At 63.4% G+C, this 18799-nt stretch carries 17 protein-coding genes; 14 read left to right on the top strand and 3 right to left on the bottom strand.

Going from position 1 to position 18799, the window contains the following annotated elements:
- Positions 1-88: 88 nt before the first annotated feature.
- The 3 genes from P353_RS13060 to P353_RS13050 all read right to left on the bottom strand — a co-directional run bounded on the left by P353_RS13060 (position 89) and on the right by P353_RS13050 (position 5646).
- Positions 89-1879, bottom strand: coding sequence for an enterochelin esterase domain-containing protein (locus P353_RS13060; protein WP_420093385.1), 1791 nt, complete (start codon positions 1877-1879; stop codon positions 89-91).
- 106 nt (positions 1880-1985) lie between these two features.
- A complete protein-coding gene (locus P353_RS13055) occupies positions 1986-4211 on the bottom strand; it encodes a TonB-dependent receptor (RefSeq protein ID WP_034369844.1) in 2226 nt (741 codons plus the stop codon).
- Positions 4212-4365: 154 nt separating this feature from the next.
- Entirely contained in the window at positions 4366-5646 is a 1281-nt protein-coding gene (locus P353_RS13050) for an XAC2610-related protein (RefSeq protein ID WP_034369842.1), read from the bottom strand.
- Positions 5647-5779: 133 nt separating this feature from the next.
- On the opposite strand from P353_RS13050, the gene P353_RS13045 reads away from it, so the two are divergent.
- The 14 genes from P353_RS13045 (at position 5780) to P353_RS12980 (ending at position 18685) form a co-directional block, all read left to right on the top strand.
- Entirely contained in the window at positions 5780-6973 is a 1194-nt protein-coding gene (locus P353_RS13045; RefSeq protein WP_034369840.1) for an MFS transporter, read from the top strand.
- A gap of 856 nt (positions 6974-7829) precedes the next feature.
- A complete protein-coding gene (locus tag P353_RS13040) occupies positions 7830-8423 on the top strand; it encodes an A24 family peptidase (protein ID WP_034369838.1) in 594 nt (197 codons plus the stop codon).
- Between the two features lie 32 nt (positions 8424-8455).
- Positions 8456-9301, top strand: coding sequence for a Flp pilus assembly protein CpaB (gene cpaB / locus P353_RS13035; protein WP_034369836.1), 846 nt, complete (start codon positions 8456-8458; stop codon positions 9299-9301).
- A 66-nt stretch (positions 9302-9367) separates the two neighbouring features.
- Complete coding sequence (locus tag P353_RS13030; RefSeq protein ID WP_034369835.1) at positions 9368-10924, top strand: type II and III secretion system protein family protein; 1557 nt, start codon at positions 9368-9370, stop codon at positions 10922-10924.
- 14 nt (positions 10925-10938) lie between these two features.
- Entirely contained in the window at positions 10939-11256 is a 318-nt protein-coding gene (locus P353_RS13025; protein ID WP_034369833.1) for a hypothetical protein, read from the top strand.
- Between the two features lie 139 nt (positions 11257-11395).
- Positions 11396-11608, top strand: a complete 213-nt coding sequence (locus tag P353_RS13020) for a Flp family type IVb pilin (RefSeq protein ID WP_034369831.1) — start codon at positions 11396-11398, stop codon at positions 11606-11608.
- Positions 11609-11653: 45 nt separating this feature from the next.
- Positions 11654-11851 (top strand): Flp family type IVb pilin, encoded by a 198-nt coding sequence (locus P353_RS13015; protein WP_034369829.1) that lies wholly within the window; start codon positions 11654-11656, stop codon positions 11849-11851.
- Between the two features lie 100 nt (positions 11852-11951).
- Positions 11952-13211: a pilus assembly protein TadG-related protein gene (locus P353_RS13010; RefSeq protein ID WP_034369827.1), complete on the top strand. Its 1260-nt coding sequence runs from the start codon at positions 11952-11954 to the stop codon at positions 13209-13211.
- A gap of 5 nt (positions 13212-13216) precedes the next feature.
- Positions 13217-13660, top strand: coding sequence for a TadE/TadG family type IV pilus assembly protein (locus tag P353_RS13005; RefSeq protein ID WP_034370018.1), 444 nt, complete (start codon positions 13217-13219; stop codon positions 13658-13660).
- A complete protein-coding gene (locus P353_RS13000) occupies positions 13657-14106 on the top strand; it encodes a TadE/TadG family type IV pilus assembly protein (RefSeq protein WP_034369825.1) in 450 nt (149 codons plus the stop codon). The genes P353_RS13005 and P353_RS13000 overlap by 4 nt, the downstream gene beginning before the upstream one ends.
- Before the next feature lie 17 nt (positions 14107-14123).
- Positions 14124-15284, top strand: coding sequence for an AAA family ATPase (locus P353_RS12995; protein WP_034369823.1), 1161 nt, complete (start codon positions 14124-14126; stop codon positions 15282-15284).
- 29 nt (positions 15285-15313) lie between these two features.
- Positions 15314-16735, top strand: coding sequence for a CpaF family protein (locus P353_RS12990; protein ID WP_034370015.1), 1422 nt, complete (start codon positions 15314-15316; stop codon positions 16733-16735).
- Between the two features lie 21 nt (positions 16736-16756).
- Positions 16757-17746 carry a type II secretion system F family protein gene (locus P353_RS12985; protein WP_034369822.1) on the top strand — a complete coding sequence of 330 codons (990 nt, stop codon included), beginning with the start codon at positions 16757-16759 and terminating at the stop codon, positions 17744-17746.
- A gap of 27 nt (positions 17747-17773) precedes the next feature.
- Positions 17774-18685 carry a type II secretion system F family protein gene (locus P353_RS12980; RefSeq protein WP_034370013.1) on the top strand — a complete coding sequence of 304 codons (912 nt, stop codon included), beginning with the start codon at positions 17774-17776 and terminating at the stop codon, positions 18683-18685.
- Positions 18686-18799 lie beyond the last annotated feature (114 nt).

The raw sequence follows: 18799 nt of genomic DNA, 5'->3' as shown, positions 1-18799 counted from the left end.
ATAAAAAAGCCTGGAGCGCTTGCGAACAAGCGCTGCTGGCCAAAATCAAAAAAGGGGCCTCAGGCCCCTTTTTTTGTGCTCCCCGGACTCAGAGCCCGCAGGCCTGTTCGACCTGCTCCTTGAGCGCCTCGGTCGATGGCTCACGACCCGTCAGCGCCAGCAGCCCGCAGGCCAGCGACCCCTGCCAGTGCACATAGTCATGACCGGTGCTGTGCACACGCTGCACGACCTTGTTGCCCTTGGCACGCAGCACATCGCCCAGCTCCTGGCTGGTTTCGCGTATGCCTGCCTGCCCGCCACGAGTCCCCTCGTAGATGCCGGCATCCAGGTAAAAGCGTATCGGCAGCTGCGGCGATTGCAGATATTGGCGGGCCAGCCAGTTGGGCGGCTCGCCCTTGGGAGCCCACCAGTAGGAGCCCGAAAGACTGAGCACATTGCCAAACCACTGCGGATAGCGCAGCGCCACATAGCTTGAAGCCAGGCCGCCATAGCTCGATCCTGCAATCACCGTGCGCTCCGCCCCTGCCGCTATGCCCTGTGCCTTGAGCCAGGGCATGAGTTGCCGGCCCATGAAGTCGGCAAACTCCGGATTGGGCGGCAGCTCGCGGCTGCGCGCGTCGCCTGCGCCATTGGCCACCAGCACGACGGCCGTTGCAGGCAGCAGGCCGTCGGCCATAAGGTTGTCGATGATGGCGGGCGTGGGAACCTGGCGCAGATAGGCCTGGGCGTCGAACAGCACCAGCAGGGAACGCTGAGCCGCATCGGCCTGCTGCCAGCCCTGCGGCTTGTAGATCCAGATGTCGCGCCCATTGCCCAGTGCCTGGCTGCCCAGCCAGTGACGCTGCAACTGGCCAGTTGCCACGCTGGCGCGGGACTGGCTCCAGGGTTGGGGCGGCGCCTTGGCCAGTGTCAGCACTGAGCGCCCGTCGTAGCGATCCTGCACCGCCTGCAGATCCGCAGACCGCCCCCAGCTCTGGCGATTGAGCGGATCGCGCTGCAAGGTGGACAGAATGGCTCGGCGCTGAATCATGGCATCGGCCGAGACCGCAGGCACATCGGGCGCAAAACCATAGCTGAGCCGCGCATCCCTGGGCATGACGAAACTGGCCCACCAGACATCGCTGCTTCCCAGGCGCTGCAGCGGCTCATGATTGCCCGAGGGACTGCCGAACAGCCGCACGGACTGCCCGGCGCCACGCCAGACAAAGCTCACCAACTGGTGCTCGGCATCCCAGGGCTCGATCAGCGGCGTTCCCTCGCGTTGCATCTCCTGCCAGAAGCTGCGGCCGTCGCCGCCCTGCGCCAGCCGCGCCTGCAAGGCCTTGAGCCTGGGGCTGCGCAGCGGCTCCGGTTCGATCTCTGCCGCAGGCGCATGGCCAGCCGCCAACGGCGCCAGCACCTGGGTGATCGTCAGCTCGTAGGCGCCAGGGCTGGGCGCAGCATAGGTCGGAGCATCGCTGCGCCCGTCCTGCGCCGCCGACACGCCGTTTGCTGCCCACGCATAGGGCTGGACCTTCTCGGCGCGCAGCACCAGACGCTCCTTCGCCATGCCCCGGCTTTGCCAGGTGAATGCGTGATCGGCGCCTGCGCCCTGACTCAGCCGCCGCAGATGGCGCCCGTCAGGCGTTTGCACATCCAGCACAACGCCCAGCGCCTGCAGATTGCCGCGCACCACGGCACCGGCCGGTGCCTGCAGCTGCAGGCTCAGCCTCTGTCCCGGCGCAAGCCTGCCGGAGAGCGGCTCCCCCAGCGTCAGCGAGGCGGCCGCCTTGGCCGCACTCTGAGCGGTGTCGGCCGGCAAGGGACGGGCCGCACCGGCAGCACTGGCCGGACTAGCGATGGCGACGCTGGCCGCAGCCAGCAGGCCGGGAACAAGCAAGGAACGCAGGCCTTTGCCCGATGGCCTGTGGCCTGTCACCGGCAATGGCAATCGCAATGGCAATGGCAACCCTTGATGATTTTCATGCATTGATGCTTCCTCCGCCTCAGAAGTCCACAGCAGCGCTGATGCGCACGGTGCGCGGTGCGCCCACGATCAGGAAGTTGTCGGCAAAGGCTCCAGCCCAGTAATTGCGCCCAAAGACGTTGTCCACCGTACCGCGCAAGACCACTTTCTTATCGGCAACGCGCGTGGTGTAGCGCGCGCCGACATCAAAGCGCGTCCAGCTCGGGGCACGCAAAGTGTTGGCCGAGTTGACCCACTGCTTGCCCGTATGCACCAGGCGTGCGTTCAGCGCCAGACCGGCCACGCCCGGAACATCCCAGTCCGCCGCCAGATTGGCCGCCCAGCGTGCTGCTCCGAACGCATCATGGCCGTCGTTGGAGCCGCCCTGGGTGCTGGTCAGCTTGGGCTGCAGGTACGTGATGCCGCCCAATACGCGCAAACTGGAGCTCAGCGCGCCGAAGGTATTCCACTCCACACCGCGGTTGCGCTGCTCGCCATTGAGCTTGAGGGTATTGGCCGCCGTATCGATGGTGGTCGAAGGCTTCTCGATCTGGAACAGCGACAGCGTATTCGTCCAGCCTGCGCGGCGCCACTTCACGCCCGCCTCCATCTGTTTGGATTTGTAGGGCGCGAATGCCTCGCCTGCATTGGCATAGGTGGAGCCGACCTCAAGGCCTGGGCTCAGCCCCTCGATGTAGTTGGCGTAGAAGGACAGATCCTCGCCCCAGGGCTTGGCCACCAGGCCGAGCATGGGAGTGACGGCGCTCTCGTCGTAGCCCTTCATCTTCTGATTCACGCGCTGGTGGCGCGCGCCCAGCGTCAGCTGCAGCCTGTCCTGCAGCAGGCTCAGGGTATCGGCCACGGCAAGACTGCGGATCACATTGTCGTTTTCCTGGCGCACGGCATTGCGCGGGCCGGCCAGAACCGGCAGCACCGGATCGTAGATATTGGTGGTGTAGCTGCTGCTGACCACGATGGGCAGCGCGCGCCCGCTTTGCTGCTGCAGCTCGTTGAACGAGAACACCAGCTGATGGCCCACATCGCCGGTCTTGAAGCGCCCGCGCAAACCCGCGTCCAGCGCCGTGCTGTTGGTATAGCCCTGCAGGTTATAGGTCTGACCCACGGCAGAGCCATCTCCCACGGCGTTGAGCACCACACGTGTGCCCGTGGGCTGGCCGGCATAGTCATGCCAGGCCTTGCCCAGGCTGCCGTACAGCTGCCAGCTGTCGCTGAGCTCGAAGGTGCCGCGCAGCGCCACCGACTTGTTCTCCACTTCGGTGTTGACGCCGCGGAACAGATTGTTGCTGGCATCCGGCGCGCCGATCAGATTCTTCATCTTGCCAAAGCTCACCATCACCGGGCTGCCGTTGTCCAGATTCACCTTGTAGTGATAGGCATCCAGTCCCAGCGTGAAGCGATCGCCCTGATAGTCGAGCGCCACGGCGCCCAGGCGGCGGCGGCGCTTTTGGTCGTCGACCTCGGTTTGCCCGCTGGACAGCGCGCCGTTAAAGCGTATGCCCAGGCGACGCTCGGGGCCGAAGCGCCGCGATACATCCACATGCTCCTGCAGCTGCGAGCCCGAGGTGAAAGTGGTGGTCAGCCGCGTCAGATCCTCGGCCAGCGGCTTCTTGCTGACCACATTCACCACGCCGCCCACCGCTCCATTGGGAGCCATGCCGCCGAGCAGCGCGCCCGGGCCCTTGAGCAGCTCCACGCGCTCAATCATCTCGGTCGGCACATGGCTGTCGGGCGCCAGTCCGTACAGGCCGTTGAAAGCCACTTCGCTGGCATTGACGTCGAAGCCGCGAATCACATAGTTCTCGTTGACATGGCCGGTATTGGTGGTGAAACGCACCGAGGAGTCGTTTTCCAGCACGGCAGCCAGCGTGGCCGCATTCTGGTCGCGGATCAGCTCTTCGGAGTAGGCGGTGATGTTGAAAGCAGCATCCATCACATCCACATTGCCCAGCAGCCCCAGCGCCGCCCCTTTGGCGACCTGGGCGCCAGGGGCAAGCGCAGGCAGAGCGCTGCCGTCCTGCTTGCCGGAAACCGTGACTTCGCTCAGGCGTTTTTCCTGCGGGTCCGTCGCCTGCGACTGCGCCTGGGCACCGGCGCTCAAAACGACCAACACCGCCAGCCCCACGGCTGAGCGGGGGCTGCGGCACGCCGCAGAAGACAGCCAATGCGCGAATGGAGCGAGCCGCGTGGACGCGAGCGCTGAAGCCGACGGCGCATTGCCTGCGCCGCCACGAACTGGGGTTGCCATGTAGACCTCGTTTTCGATCGATCTCCTATGGCTAAAACGAAGTGCGTGGCTAAGGCTTGTTGAGAATGAGTCTCAATTTGTTAAATTGTATAACAAGCAAACTTTCTCAAAACGATAGCAGCAAGCGATTTCCATGCATAGCGATAAGTCGTTTTCAATGCTGAACCCGAGCTGGATTTTCCACCTCGCAGTCCTGCTCGGCGTTCTCGCTCATCAGCACACGCACCACCTTGCGGGCATCGGCATCGAAGACCGCGATATCGGGGCAGTAACGGGCGCCTTGGGGCGTATCGACCTTGCGGTAGCTTGCGCCATAGGCCTTGAGGACCTGGGGTGGCTGTCCGGCTCTGGGCTCGGCCAGCACCTGTACCAGATTCTGGCCCATGGTGGCAGCAGGGTCGGCATCGCACCAGTCGGCAGCAGGCTCCTGCGCCAGGCTCAGCTCGCCGCCGCGCTGGTACAGGCCGCTAGGCCAGCGCACATGGCCTTGCGCATAGGCCGGCATCTGATAGCAGGCCATGAGCTTGCCGCCCTTGCGCACCGGCAGCATATGGCTTTCAGCCTGCTCGACCAGCTCCGGCCCCGCGGGCTTCCAGGCGTAGATGTCCACGCCATGGCTGCAGCAACTGGCACGCCATTCGCTGTAGATGCGCCTGGCCTTGCCATCGAAGGCGGGCGAGCTGATGTCCTGCAGGGACTGCGGCCCCAGCACCAGCTTCTGCGTGTCCGGGTCGTAAATCCAGGTGCGGTGCGCAATATTCGGCCCCGCAGGCAGATTCAGCGCCTGGGTCAGGTCCGGCCAGCCGTCAAAATTCGCATCCACCCAGCGTGGCTGCACCAGCCAGCAGCTGCCCACGGCGTCGGTCGGCAGGCTTTGCTTCAGGCGTCCCTGCTCATAGACCTGAATGGCAGACACCTGCAGATCCGTATATTCGCCGCAGTCGGCCAGGGAGCGCAGCTTCTGATTCATCAGCAGGCGCAGCTCGTAATGCAGTGCATGGGGAAAAGCCGGGGGCTGGCGCAGCAGATGGATCGGCCAGCGCCTTTTGCCGTCCATGGACTGCCACTGGCCCTGAAGACGCGGCGGCGCCATGCCCGGCAAAGCCGCCAGCGACCAGCGGCCCGACGGCCTGGGATCGCTTGCTCCCGCCATCGGCGTCTCGGTCAGCTGTCCGCTTGCCGAGCCTTCCAGATCGAGCGTGGCGCCGGGCCGATTGCAAGGTTCATAGCAATAGCTGCCGCCAACGGCTCCGTCGAGCCGCCACAACTCCAGCTTGACTGCCTTGCCGGCGATCTCGCCGCGATAGCTCGCCGACCAGACCACCGCTTCATGCGAGGTGTCTGCCGTCTCGGCATGCGCCATCGACGCCCAGCTCATGAGCGCCATAGCGATGTTCAGGCCCGCAGCCCGGCCAGTCAGGCATTTCAACGTCATATCACTTCCATTCACTTCGATCACCAGGCTCGCATCTGCATCATGCCCGCTGCAAACCTTTTAATGTGCGGCCAATATGAATGCTGCAAGATGTGACAAATCTGCGCACAAGCATGGACAGCCGAAGCGATTTATGCAATCAGACAACAACACACAACAAAGCCGCAATATGGGCCTGCTGGTCGCAGCCCAGTCCCTGGGGGGAGCCTCTCCGCCCATCATCATCTCACTGGGCGGCCTGGTCGGGCAGCAGCTGTCGTCCAACCCCACGGCGTCCACCTTGCCGGTCAGCATCTACCAGCTCGGGCTGGCGCTGTCCACCCTGCCGGCCGCCTGGATCATGAACCGCATGGGCCGCCGCGCGGCCTATGTGCTGGGTGCCATCCTGGGCGTGATCTCCGGCGTGGTCGCCGCGCAAGGCATTGCCCACAGCGACTTCGTCACCTTCTGCATCGGCACGGCGCTCGCTGGCTTCTATGCGGCCTGCGTGCAGAGCTACCGCTTCGCCGCCACCGATATGGTGAGCGAGCCCGCGCAGCAGGCCAAGGCCATTTCGCGCGTGATGGTCGGTGGCCTGATTGCCGCCATCATCGGCCCGCAGGTGGTGATCTGGACGCGTGACGCCCTGCCTGCCACCCCGTTCGCCGGCAGCTTCTACAGCCAGGCGGCCCTGGCCTTGCTGGCCCTGCCCCTGCTCATGGGCCTGCGTCTGCCGCAGCCTCAGAGCAAGAAGGCCGTGGCTGGCGACGCCAGGCCGCTGGGCGAAATTGCCCGCACGTCCCAGTTCGTCGTGGCCTGCGCGGCCGGTGTGGTCAGCTACGGCTTGATGGCGTTTTTGATGACCGCCGCGCCCATGGCCATGGTGGGCTGCGGCCACAGCGTGGGCGAAGCCGCCATGGGCATCCAATGGCATGTGCTGGCCATGTTCGTGCCCAGCTTTTTTACCGGCAAGCTGATTGCGCGTTATGGCAAGCGGCCCGTGACAGCTCTGGGCCTGCTGATGATAGGTGCGGCCGGCGTGCTGGCCTTGATGGGCCTGGATATCTTCCACTTCTGGGGCTCGCTGATTTTGCTGGGCGTGGGCTGGAACTTCGGCTTCATCGGTGCCACGGCGCTGCTGACCGAGTGTTACCGCCCCTCGGAGCGCGCCAAGGTGCAGGCACTCAATGACTTCCTGGTCTTCGGCACGGTGGCCGTGGCCTCGTTCGGATCGGGCCAGCTGCTGCACAGCGCCGGCTGGAACGGCATCAATATCGGCATGCTGCCTCTGGTGGCCGTCGTGCTGGTGCTGCTGGGCCTGCACAGCCAGCGCAGGGCAAAGGCCTGAAGCTGCGCCGGTATTTTCCGCCTTCAGACAACTATCAAAATAGAAGCTTGCTTCGCAATTCAGGCAATGAAATAGAGTTACTTCAGCAATGAAATCCATTCAGGAAAAGCGCTACAAGCTATATTTTATATAGCACCGCTTTCCCTGTGGATACGCCGAGCGGGTGTTGCCTGAAGACCGGATCAACGCTCGCAGCAAACCGTCGTCAAGACAGCCACCGGCAGGCCAGGAGGAAATGCCGGCCTCCTGCCGGGCTGCAGCTTGCCGAGGACTACCCGGCCTCATCCCTAAAAGCGGCTACTCAGTGCCGCGGCGGCCCTGCCCCAGGCCGTGATGCCTACGCCCCGGGCCTGCCCCGCCATGCAGCAGCGGGCACCTCAGGCCCCGGAGCATGGGTAACGCCCACAGCACATTTCAGCGCCTGCCGGGCTTCACCGGGCCAGCTCTCTCTTCAAGCCCTGTCAGCGTTTCTGCTGCCTCCCCGGCTCCCCGACTCCTCTGCGCGCGAGCTCCAGGCAAGGCCTTGCGAGCGCCCTCTGTAGCCGACACCGACCGTGAGCCCATCTGCGTCAGCCAACGCATGAGACCACTGCTTACGCAACCTACAACGGCGTCACATTTGCATCTCATGCAGATTAGGAAAATTCTTACGAGATCAAATATTGATAAGTGATTTCTATAGGAATAGTATTTCCACAAAATTAAACAAAAGAATGAAGTTGATAGAGAAATTGTATTTAGTCACATATCGTCCGAATCCTGTAGACATCAGTCAGATGAGCTGAACGCAGCAGACAGCCAGCGTCAACTCTGAGGCCCGAACAGGATTCGCTGAACACAGGACTGGAGGTTGACCATGACATCTTCCGAACTCAGCGCAGCATCCGAGCTGATGGCGGGCCTGTTCACCGAGCCGCGCTCGCTGATATTGCTGCTGCTCCTGCTGGCTGCCAGCATCAGCGATCTGCGCACACGGCGCATTCCCAATCGCCTGACTTTTGGTGGCATCACCCTGGCCCTGCTCTATGGTCTGCTGGCCCACCACCACCCCCATAGCGGCGGCTTTTTCTGGGCGCTGGGCGGCATGGCGCTGGGTCTGGCCATGATGCTGCCGCTGTATCTGCTTCATGCCATGGGCGGCGGCGACGTCAAGCTGATGGCCATGGTCGGCAGCTTTATCGGACCCGAAGCCACCTGGCAGGCCGTGATCTTTATCTTCATCACCGGCGGTGTGGCTGCCATCAGCTACGCACTCTGGCACCGCATGGCCGGCAAGCTGCTGCGCAACTCTGCCGAGGCCGTCCAGCTGCTCTACATCAATGTCGCGGCAGGGATCACTCCCGATGCCCGCTCCAGCTCGGCGCAGTCGGTAGGCAAGCTGCCTTACGGCGTCAGCATCGCCCTGGGAACCCTGGCGTTCCTGGTCGCTCGGCAGTTCACCTGGGTCTAGTCACTTACATCACGGCATAGCGGGAGCCTCCCATGAAAAACCTCAAAGCTTTGGGTCTGTTTGTCCTCGCCGTACTGGCCAGTCTGGCGGCCGCAGTCTACGCCGCCAACTGGGTCGCCCAGCGCGGCAGCCTGGACGCCGACAAGGTGGTCGTTGCTGCCACCGACATTCCACTGGGCGGCAAGATCCTGCCGAACATGCTGAACACCGTGGACTGGCCGCGGGGCTCCATACCCGATGGCGCTTTCCATGACATGCAGCAGCTGCAGGACCGGGTGGTCAAGGTCGGCGTGCTGCGCGGCGAGGCCGTGCTCGAAGGCAAGCTGGCCCCGATCGGCACCAAGGGCGGACTGGCAGCCGTCATCGCTCCGGGCAAGCGGGCCATGACGGTGCGCGTCAACGATGTGGTCGGTGTGGCGGGCTTCGCCCTGCCCGGCAACTACGTGGATGTGGTGGTCAATGCCCAGCAGGAGCAGGCCGGCAAGATGGAGGATTCGCGCCAGATCAGCAAGACCGTACTTGAAAACGTGCTGGTCCTGGCCGTGGCCCAGGAAGCCGACCGCGACGAGACCAAACCCAAGGTGGTGAGCGCCGTCACCCTTGAGCTGAGCCCCGAAGATGCCGAGAGGCTCGATCTTGCACGCAGCGTGGGCAATCTTTCACTGGTGCTGCGCAACCAGATCGACAAGGAACCGACCAGCACCGTCGGCATCACCAAGCACCAGCTGTTTGGAACACCTGAGCCTGTGCCTGCCCCCGTCAAGGTCGCAGCACCCGCCAAACCCGTGATGCAGCGAGCCAGGCCCGCACCCCAGGCTTCGACAGCCACCTGTGTCGAAGTGATCCAGGGCGGCGCTCGAACTCTCAACTGCTTCTGATCTTCCACCCGCAACCACTCAGAGAGGTCGGCCGTGCAACACCATCACCTATATCTGGCAGCTAGCATGCTGCTCGCCAGCTCAGCACCTGCGCTGGCCCAGTCTGCGGGCACACCTGCCCAGCCCGGCCCTGTGGCTGCGGCCGCTCCCGCAGCTCCCCGCACCACCCTGCCCGCCAGGAACTGCACGGCCATTCACACAGAGGACCCGACCACGGTCACGCTGGGTAAATCCGTGGTCATTCCACTGAACTCGCCCATGGCGCGCATCCTGGTCAGCGGCCAGACGCCCGGAGCCGGCCAGGCAGCCGCCAACGGACAGCCGCAGATGCAGGTACAGAACGGCATGGGCGATATCGAAGTGCAGTTGCTCAGCCCCAGGGATCTGTTCTTTCGCGGCCGCAAGTCCGGCTCCATGAACGTCATCCTGCAAAACGCCCAGGGCGCCTGCTTCATCAAGGACGTGATCGTCACCATGGACCCGGGTCCGCTGCAGGCCAAGCTCAGCGAGCTCATGCCGGAGGAGCGCAGCATCCGCGTCCAGGGGGCAGACAATGCCCTGGTCCTGAGCGGAGAGATCAGCAATCCGCTGCGCCTGGACGATGTGGTGACGCTCGCCGGCGCCTATAGCGACAGCAAGAAGATCGTCAACCTGCTGCGCACCACCTCGCCCCACCAGGTGATGCTGGAAGTCAAGATTGCCGAGGTCAGCAAGACTTTGCTCGACAAGCTGGGCTCAAGCCTCAGCGGCCAGCGCGTCACCAGCAATGGCCAGAACAGCTACAGCATCATCTCCAACTTCCTGAGCGGCGGCGGTGGCGTGTTGAGCGCCTTGCGCATCGGCAAAGGCTCGATCAGCATCGATGGGCAGAAGGATGACGGCCTGGTGCGCATCCTGGCCGAGCCCAACATCATGGCCATCAGCGGCCAGCAGGCCAGCTTTCTCTCGGGCGGCAAGATCTTCATTCCTGTGGCGCAGACCAATACCAACGGCGTACCGGTGATGTCGCTGGAGGAAAAGGAATTCGGCATCGGCGTCAAGTTCACACCGACCGTGCTCGGCAACTCGCGCGTCAACCTCAAACTGGTGTCCGAGGTCTCGGATCTGTCGCAGACCGGCTCGCCCTTTACCTCCATCAACGGCGTCACATCCGTGATCCCCTCGCTCACGGTACGGCGTGCGGACACCACGGTGCAGCTCAATGACGGGCAAAGCCTGGTCATTGCAGGCCTCATCAAAAACAATATCACCGAGGCCGTCAAACGCTTTCCGGGACTGGGGGAAATACCGGTTCTCGGCGCGCTGGCCCGCAGCACCGAGTTCCAGACCGATCAGACCGAGCTGATGTTCATCATCACTCCGCGCCTGGTACAGGCTCTGGCAGAAGCGCCGAGGGTACCCACGGACAACCATGTACCACCCTCACGCGCCGAGCGCTATCTCAACGGCGCACTGGAGAGTTCCAAGCCCGCGCCCGCAGGGAAGACAGCACCTGCACCTGCCATGCCTGACGGCGCAGCCACACCGATGCCAGCACCAACCGCAGCACCCCAGGAGCTGCAACCACAAGCACCGGTCGAGCCCTCGGTCGACCGTCCCGCCCCCCTGAATCCGCCCACCTGAACCGGAGGCAAGCCATGACCGAACGCAGCATCCTATTTCCCGTAGCCCTTGCCGCCCTGCTGGCGGGCTGCGGCAGCACAACCCCGCACTACGACGCCCGCTTTGGCGAAGCCGTACGCAACGCCCGCCTGCAGATGACCATAGACCCGCAAGCGGGCAGGACGGCCGGAGTCGGCGTGGACGGCGCCACCGGCATGGACGGCCGGGCCACGCGCCACAGCATGGAGCGGTACGAGCAGAGCTACAAGAGCCCGCCTCAGGCCGTCAACGTCATCAATATCGGTGGCTCGCTGAGCACCAGCAACTCCGGCGCCAGTGGCGGAACTCCTTGAACACACCCAGTTTTTTCACCATCCGACCAATTGATTCCGAAAGGAGCCCCGATCGCACACCGGCCTTGCACGCCAGCCCTCGGCACAGCCGCCGACCTTTCGAAACTGTCTTCAATCCATCAACATTGTGAGGTTCATCATGTCCCATATCGCTCAACAATTTGGCCATTCCCTGCTGTCTTTTGCTCGTGACGATGAAGGTGCGCAAGTCGTCGAGTACGCACTGATCATCGCCGTGGTCTCCATCGCGCTGGTTCTTGCTCTCAAGGCACTCACAGCGTCCGGTGGTGGCTTCACTTCCTTCATCAACCGCGTCGCCGCCTGCCTGTCGCCAAACACAACCTGCCAGTAACCCAGCCCCAGCTGTCCTGGACATACACCTTTACAGGAGAAAGCCATGTACTCCATCACCCAATCGAGCCTGCGTCTGCAGCACTTGCTCAGGGACGATGAAGGTGCGCAGGTCGTCGAGTACGCGCTGATCATTGCCGTGGTGTCCATTGCACTGGTGCTGGCAATTCAGGGCCTGGCCGGCGGCAAGCTTGCGGACTTCGTCGCACGAGTCACAAGCTGCCTGACGGGCACCTGCAACTAGCAGCGACGTCGATGCGGTCGGCACGGCAGTCCTGCTGCCGTGCCGACCGCCTCTGACCCGCATTCTTTTCACCGGTTCTGCCGCCCTATGAGAGTCCATCATGAGCACCCGCATTCTTGCCCCGACCCTGGTGCGGCCTGCCGGAAGCCGCAGCCGGCGCAGTTCACGGCGTCAGCAGCATGGCGCCATCATCGTCACGGCAGCATTGACTCTTTTGCTGCTGCTGGGATTCATGGGCATCGCGCTGGATTTCGGGCGCCTGTTCATCGTCAGGACAGAGCTGCAGACGGCACTTGACAGCTGCGCGCTGGCCGCGGCGCGCGAACTCAACAAGCAGCCAGATGCAATCAGCCGCGCCGTGAGCGCCGGTGCTGCTGCCGGCAATCTCAACGGCGTGAACCTGCAGTCGGCCAACTGGAGCGGCCAGGGTCAGATCACCGCCGCCGATGTCAGCTTTCGCGACGCCAGCTATCTGAGCACCACAAGCGCGACCGCTGCCGTCTATTCGCAGTGCACGCACACCCAATCCAATATCAGCATCTGGCTGCTGAAGGCGCTGGGGGCCTTCTCCGGTGACAGCACCAGCTTTCCGGCCACCGGCAATGTGGGCGCTTATGCAGTGGCCACACGGGCCAGTGCACAAAGCGCCTGTCCGATTCCGGTGGCTCTGCAAGCAAAAACGCCTGGGGCAACCAAACCCGACTACGGCTACACAGCCGGAGACTGGCTCACCCTGTTGGCCAAGTCCAACGGCGGCAGCGCTTTCGGCTGGGCCAATCTGGACGGCTCCAACAGTGCCTCCGAGACCGCCGACGAGCTCAACGGCCATTGCGGCAGCAAGCTGGGCGACACCCTGGGCACACCTGGCGTTCAGGCTTCCATCGTCGAAATCTGGAACTATAGATTCGGCATCTACAAGAACTCCAGCGGACCCAGCGTGGGCCGGCCCGACTACACCGGCTATATCTACAACACCAGCACCTGGAGCGCAGGCCGCAGCGCCTACAACGGCAGCTCGGGCGGCACGCCCAACTTTCTCGCCCAGCGCCTGGCGTTCACGCCCTGTGGCAACAACCCCGCCCAGTGCGGGCAGCAGGGTGGCGGCTTCTCGTCGGTAGCCACATCGGCGCAGCTCAAGACCTATGGCGCGGACCGCCGCATCGTGACGGTACCCATCGTCAACACCAGCCGCAAGGTGGTCGATTTCGCCTGCATGCTCATGCTCGAGCCCATGAAGATTCCAGTCGATGATGTGCAGCTCGAATACCTGGGCAATGCCAGCGCCACTGGCAGCCCCTGCACCACCAGCGGACTCGCGGGCGGCTCGGCCGGACCGCTGGTTCCCGTCCTCGTGAGGTGAACGCCATGACCAAGCACCATAGGCAACAGGGAGTGGAGCTGGTTGAGCTGGCTCTGATCCTGCCCTTGCTAATCCTTTTGAGCATGCTGGTCGTCGAGTTCGGCCGTGCGCTCTACGAATACAACACGGTCGCCAAATCGGTGCGCGATGCGGTGCGCTATCTCTCGGTCCAGCTGCCCAACACCGGCTGCAGCCAGGCCCAGAACCTGGTGGTGTATGGCCAGACCACGGCGGGAACCACACCTCTGGCCCCCGGACTGAACACCGGCTCCGTGAGCTGCTCCTGGCAGACCAGCGGAACCTATCCGCTGATCAACACCGTCACCGTGACCGTCAGCGGCTACCGCTTTCGCTCCATGACCGCCAGCGTCTTCGGCTTGCGACTGGGCGATGCCAACGGCGGCCTGACGCTGAGCAATATCGCCGCCACGATGAGGACACAGACATGAAAACGCCACGTCACTCCCGCTCCGAGCGCGGAGCAACCATCATCGAGTTTGCCCTGGCTCTGCTGGTCTTCCTGATGTTTCTGTTCGGCATCCTGGATTTCAGCCGAATGCTGTTCACCTGGGTGGCGGCCAATGAAGCTGCGCGGGCCGGGGCACGGTATGCCGCGGTCTGCGACGACACCGCCCAGCAGGCCAAGGTGCTTGCGCGCATGCAGGCCCTGCTGCCCCAGGTGAACACGATCAATGTCAGCTGGGCCCCCTCCGGCTGCACCACGGCGAGCTGCCAAAGCGTGACGGTCGCGATCACAGGACTGAAATTCCAATGGATATCGCCCATCGTGGGCCAGGGCCTTCAAGCGGCCATTCCCATGCCCACTTTCGCCAGCACGCTTCCCCGGGAAGTCATGCGCCAGGACATCAACAGCAGCACGGCCTGCTCAAGCTAACCGGGGGTGCCCATATCATGAAAATCGCCATCATCTCTCCCAACACCACCCATCTTCAGGAGATGGCCCGCGTGCTGCAGGAGCAATCGCACCAGGTCCAGACCTTCGAAGGCGGCAAGACACGCATGCCTTCGATTGCCGAGCAGCACCGGCCCGATCTGATGCTTGTGGACGGCATGTGCTGCGAGCCGGCCGACCTTGCGCCGGTGGAATATGTGACCACGCATCAACCGCACATCGCCGTCATCTTGCTGTGTGCCCAGCAGACACCCGAGTTTCTGCTGCAGTCCATGCGTGCCGGCGTTCGCGAAGTGCTGACTTCACCGGCTCCGCATCAGGCCCTGCTGGACGCCGTGCAACGCATCGCCGCCAAGCTGCAGCATCACACGACGGACCGCCATCAGGGTCAGATCATGGCCTTGCTGCCCTGCAAGGGCGGCAGCGGAGCCACCTTCCTGACCACCAATCTCGGCTGGATGCTGGCGCGCAGGCACTCGGTGTTGCTGATCGACCTCAATCTGCAGTTCGGCGACACCCTGGCCTATCTGCATGAATCCAAACCCGCCTCGACCCTGGCAGATGTGGCCCGCGACATTCATCGCCTCGATGCGTCCTTTCTCACGGCCAGCACCGTCAAGGTCACTCCTCATCTGCATGTGCTGGCAGCCCCCGAAAGCGCCATGCATGCCATGGAGGTGGAGCCGGCGCATGTGGATGCCATCCTGCAGCTCGCCGCCGCGCACTATGACTTTGTCCTGATCGACATGGGGCGTGTGCTTGATCCGCTGGCTCTGCGGATGCTCGACAGAGCCCAGATGATCGTTCCCGTGTTGCTGCCCAATGTGCCAGCCGTGCGCAATGCGCAGAAGCTGCTGCACATGTTCCGCGATCTGGGCTATCCCGAAAGCCGCCTGTATCCGGTGCTGAACCGGGTCGACCGGCGCAACGAAATCGGCCTGCCCGAAGTGCGCAAGGCACTGGGCCTGGAGCAGCAATGGCGCAGCATTCCCGACGCCGCGCCGGAAGTGCAGGCGACCATCAACGCGGGAGTGCCGCTGGCCGAGTCCTGCCGCAACAGCGCCGTGGTCCGTGAACTGGGCGCCTGGGCCGATGCACTGTCGCCTCAGGTCCGGGAAGACAGCAACGGCTTTTTGAACCGGCTCTTCCGCCGGGCATGAGCCATCCCCTATCGCACAAGGAGACCGTCATGTCACTCAGAGATTTCTTGGCCACATCAGCGACACGCGCCTCCAAGCCGGCGCTGCAGGTTGTTTCCGAAGCGGCAGACACGCCCGAGGTCGCCGCGCCGCAAGCGCCTCCCTCTGCGCCCGCCGCCCCGCACTACGGGCACTCCGCGGCCTATCTGGCGCTCAGGGCGCGCATTCATGCCAAGCTGCTGGAGCGCTTCGACCTGGCAGCGCTGGAGTCGCTGCCCACACAGACGCTGCAGCAGGAAATTGCCAGCATGACCGAACGCCTGCTGGAGGAAGACTCTGCGGTCGTCAACGATCTGGAGAGAAGGCTGCTGATCCGCGACATCCAGCACGAGATGCTGGGCTTCGGCCCTCTAGAGCTGCTCATGACCGACCCTGCGATCTCCGACATCCTGGTCAACCGCCACGATCAGATCTATGTGGAGCGCCTTGGTCGCCTGGAACTCACGCCCGTGGTCTTCACCGACGACAAGCATCTGCTGCGCATCATCGACAAGATCGTCTCGCGCATCGGCCGGCGCATCGATGAGTCCAGTCCCATGGTCGATGCCCGCCTACCCGACGGATCGCGCGTCAACGCCGTCATCCCGCCCGTGGCGCTCGATGGCCCCATGATGTCGATCCGGCGCTTTGCACGCATCCCGCTGCGCATGGACAACCTGATCCAGGACCTCAAGAGCCTGACACCGGGCATGGCCCTGACCCTGGAAGCCCTGGCCAAGGCCAAGGTCAACATGATCATCTCCGGGGGCACGGGCGCCGGCAAGACAACGCTGCTCAATATTCTCTCGGGCTACATTCCCGCCGTGGAACGTGTGGTCACCATCGAGGATGCCGCCGAGCTGCAGCTGCAGCAGCCTCATGTGGTGCGCATGGAAACGCGCCCAGCCAATATAGAGGGCCGCGGAGAAATCACGCAGCGATCCCTTGTGCGCAACGCACTGCGCATGCGCCCTGACCGCATCATCATCGGCGAAGTCCGGGGCGCCGAAGCGGTAGATATGCTGCAGGCCATGAATACCGGCCACGAAGGCTCGCTGACGACCATCCACGCCAACACTCCGCGCGACTCGCTGGCACGTCTGGAGAACATGGTCGGCATGGCAGGCCTCAATCTGCCGCACCAGGCCGCGCGCCAGCAGATTGCCTCGGCCATCACGGTGATCGTGCAGGTGCTGCGGCTTACCGACGGCAAGCGCAAGATCACCAGCATCCAGGAGATCACCGGCATGGAGGGCGACGTGGTCACCATGCAGGAGATCTTTGCCTTCACCCAGACCGGCGTCGGTGCAAGCGGCGAAGTCCAGGGGTATTTCCACGCCACGGGCGTCAGGCCCAAGTTCGCTGACCGGCTCAAAGGCTTCGGCATTGCGCTGCCCGACAGCATCTTCTCTCCAGAGCGTCACTATCAATGAACTCGGCCCAAAGGTGCTGCCATGCCGTCCTTTTCTTCTTCCCACTCGATCCTGGTGATCATTGCACTGGTGTTTGCCGCCGTGCTTTTGCTGCTCGAAGGCGTTCACATGGTCTGGAAGCAATACAAGAGTCCGGAGGCAAAGCGGCTTGAACGCCGGCTCAGGGCCTTGTCCGCCGCGGACGATCACAGCAATCCGACCAAGCTGGTCAAGGAACGCGTACTCAGCGACATGCCCAGGATGCAGCGTATGCTGCAAAGCATGCCGCGCGCGCACCAGCTGGACCGCGTGATTGTTCAGTCGGGCCTGGAATGGACTGTTTCCGGTTTGCTGCTTGGCATCGGGATAATGTTCTTCCTGGGTGCGCTGGCCACAAGCATGTTCCATCTGCCCATGGAGCTGGCACTGCTCGCCGGCGCCGTCCTGGGCTGCCTGCCATGGCTTTACCTGCAGCGCAAGCGCAGTCAGCGCCTGGGCCTGCTGGAGCGCCAGATTCCCGAAGCGCTGGATCTGATTGCACGGGCATTGCGCGCCGGCCACGCATTTTCGGCAGGCCTGCAAATGGCCGGAGAAGAGCTGTCCGAGCCCATAGCCGGCGAGTTCCGCCTCGTGCACGACGAGATCAACTACGGCACAACGCTGCAGCAGGCCTTGAACAATCTCGGAGAAAGAATACCGCTCACCGATCTGCGCTACTTCATCGTCGCCGTGTTGATACAGCGCGAATCGGGCGGCAACCTCACCGAGATGCTGAGCAATCTGAGTCGCCTGATCCGCGAACGGCTCAAGCTTCACGCCAAGATCCGAGTTCTTTCCTCCGAAGGTCGACTGTCGGCCTGGATCCTGGGGCTGATGCCTTTTGCCCTGGCAGCCCTGCTCAATTTCGTGAACCCGGAATTCATGTCCACGTTGTGGACCGACCCCATAGGCATCGTCATTTTGCAATGGCTGGCCGGACTCATGGTGATCGGCGTGTTGATGCTGCGCCGCATTGTCCGCATACGGGTATGAGTGCGTCCAAACCGCAAGGAGTCCGCCATGTTAATCGTCGCCCTGCTCACTTTCGCTGCCCTCATGCTGGCTGCAGGAGCCCTGTTCTTCTGGGTCACGCCCACGGTCACCGAACAGCGCCTGCAAGAGCTGAGCCCGGCCCCTCTGTCCAGCGGCTGGACAGAAACCGCCATCAAGCTGGTGGGGCCGTTCGCTCACCTGTCCTCCCCCACAGCGGGCAGTGATGCCACCCCGTTGCGCCTGCGCTTTCTGAATGCAGGCATTCGCCACGAAAGCGCGCCCTTGCTGTATTTTGGCGCGAAGACTCTGCTGCCTCTGGTGATGATGTTCCTGGTCTATTCGCTGATGCTGGCCCAAGGCACGACAGACAGCCTGCAGCTCCTGCTTTATCCGCTGGTGACCGGGCTTGTGGCCTGCTACCTGCCCAATCTGGTGCTGCGCTGGATGGCCGCGCGCCGCAAACGTGAGATCTTCGAGAATTTCCCCGATGCCGCCGATCTCATGCTGGTCTGCGTGGAGGCAGGCATGGGACTGGATGCTGCGCTGGGCAAAGTGACTGCCGAGATCCGGATCAAAAGCGAAGCCCTGGCCCAGGAACTTCACTGGACCAACCTGGAAATGCGCGCCGGCAGCACCCGCGAGAAATCCCTGCGCAACCTGGCCGCCCGCACCGGAGTGGACGAGATTCACGCCTTCACGGCCATGCTGACGCAAGCGGACCGCTTCGGCACCAGCATCGGCGACTCCATCCGCGTGTTCTCGGACGATCTGCGTCACAAGCGGCAGATGCGTGCCGAGGAGCTGGCCGCCAAGATCCCCACCAAGATGCTGCTGCCGCTGGTGACCTGCATCTTCCCCGCCATCGTGATGGTGGTTCTGGGGCCGGCAATCATCAGACTGCTGCGCATGGTGCTGCCCATGATCGCAGGAAGCGCCTAGGGCGGACTCGGACGGCCGTACAACTGCGGCATGTCCCTGAAGACCCGGACATGCCGCCAAGCAAGGAAGGTCCATACCCAGGCCTGTAGCGTGTGCGGCAGCCGGCCTTCACGG

This window comes from Comamonas testosteroni (genome assembly GCF_000761245.1).
Taxonomy (GTDB): Bacteria; Pseudomonadota; Gammaproteobacteria; order Burkholderiales; family Burkholderiaceae_C; genus Comamonas; species Comamonas testosteroni_C.
Note: the sequence above shows the minus strand (reverse complement) of the source record. Positions and strands in the feature narration are given on the sequence as shown.

Coding starts and splice junctions, on each gene's coding strand:
- P353_RS13055 (WP_034369844.1), bottom strand. CDS start 4,211: ATGGCAACCCCAGTTCGTGGCGGCGCAGGCAATGCGCCGTCGGCTTCA.
- P353_RS13050 (WP_034369842.1), bottom strand. CDS start 5,646: ATGACGTTGAAATGCCTGACTGGCCGGGCTGCGGGCCTGAACATCGCT.
- P353_RS13045 (WP_034369840.1), top strand. CDS start 5,780: ATGCAATCAGACAACAACACACAACAAAGCCGCAATATGGGCCTGCTG.
- P353_RS13040 (WP_034369838.1), top strand. CDS start 7,830: ATGACATCTTCCGAACTCAGCGCAGCATCCGAGCTGATGGCGGGCCTG.
- cpaB (WP_034369836.1), top strand. CDS start 8,456: ATGAAAAACCTCAAAGCTTTGGGTCTGTTTGTCCTCGCCGTACTGGCC.
- P353_RS13030 (WP_034369835.1), top strand. CDS start 9,368: ATGCTGCTCGCCAGCTCAGCACCTGCGCTGGCCCAGTCTGCGGGCACA.
- P353_RS13025 (WP_034369833.1), top strand. CDS start 10,939: ATGACCGAACGCAGCATCCTATTTCCCGTAGCCCTTGCCGCCCTGCTG.
- P353_RS13020 (WP_034369831.1), top strand. CDS start 11,396: ATGTCCCATATCGCTCAACAATTTGGCCATTCCCTGCTGTCTTTTGCT.
- P353_RS13015 (WP_034369829.1), top strand. CDS start 11,654: ATGTACTCCATCACCCAATCGAGCCTGCGTCTGCAGCACTTGCTCAGG.
- P353_RS13010 (WP_034369827.1), top strand. CDS start 11,952: ATGAGCACCCGCATTCTTGCCCCGACCCTGGTGCGGCCTGCCGGAAGC.
- P353_RS13005 (WP_034370018.1), top strand. CDS start 13,217: ATGACCAAGCACCATAGGCAACAGGGAGTGGAGCTGGTTGAGCTGGCT.
- P353_RS13000 (WP_034369825.1), top strand. CDS start 13,657: ATGAAAACGCCACGTCACTCCCGCTCCGAGCGCGGAGCAACCATCATC.
- P353_RS12995 (WP_034369823.1), top strand. CDS start 14,124: ATGAAAATCGCCATCATCTCTCCCAACACCACCCATCTTCAGGAGATG.
- P353_RS12990 (WP_034370015.1), top strand. CDS start 15,314: ATGTCACTCAGAGATTTCTTGGCCACATCAGCGACACGCGCCTCCAAG.
- P353_RS12985 (WP_034369822.1), top strand. CDS start 16,757: ATGCCGTCCTTTTCTTCTTCCCACTCGATCCTGGTGATCATTGCACTG.
- P353_RS12980 (WP_034370013.1), top strand. CDS start 17,774: ATGTTAATCGTCGCCCTGCTCACTTTCGCTGCCCTCATGCTGGCTGCA.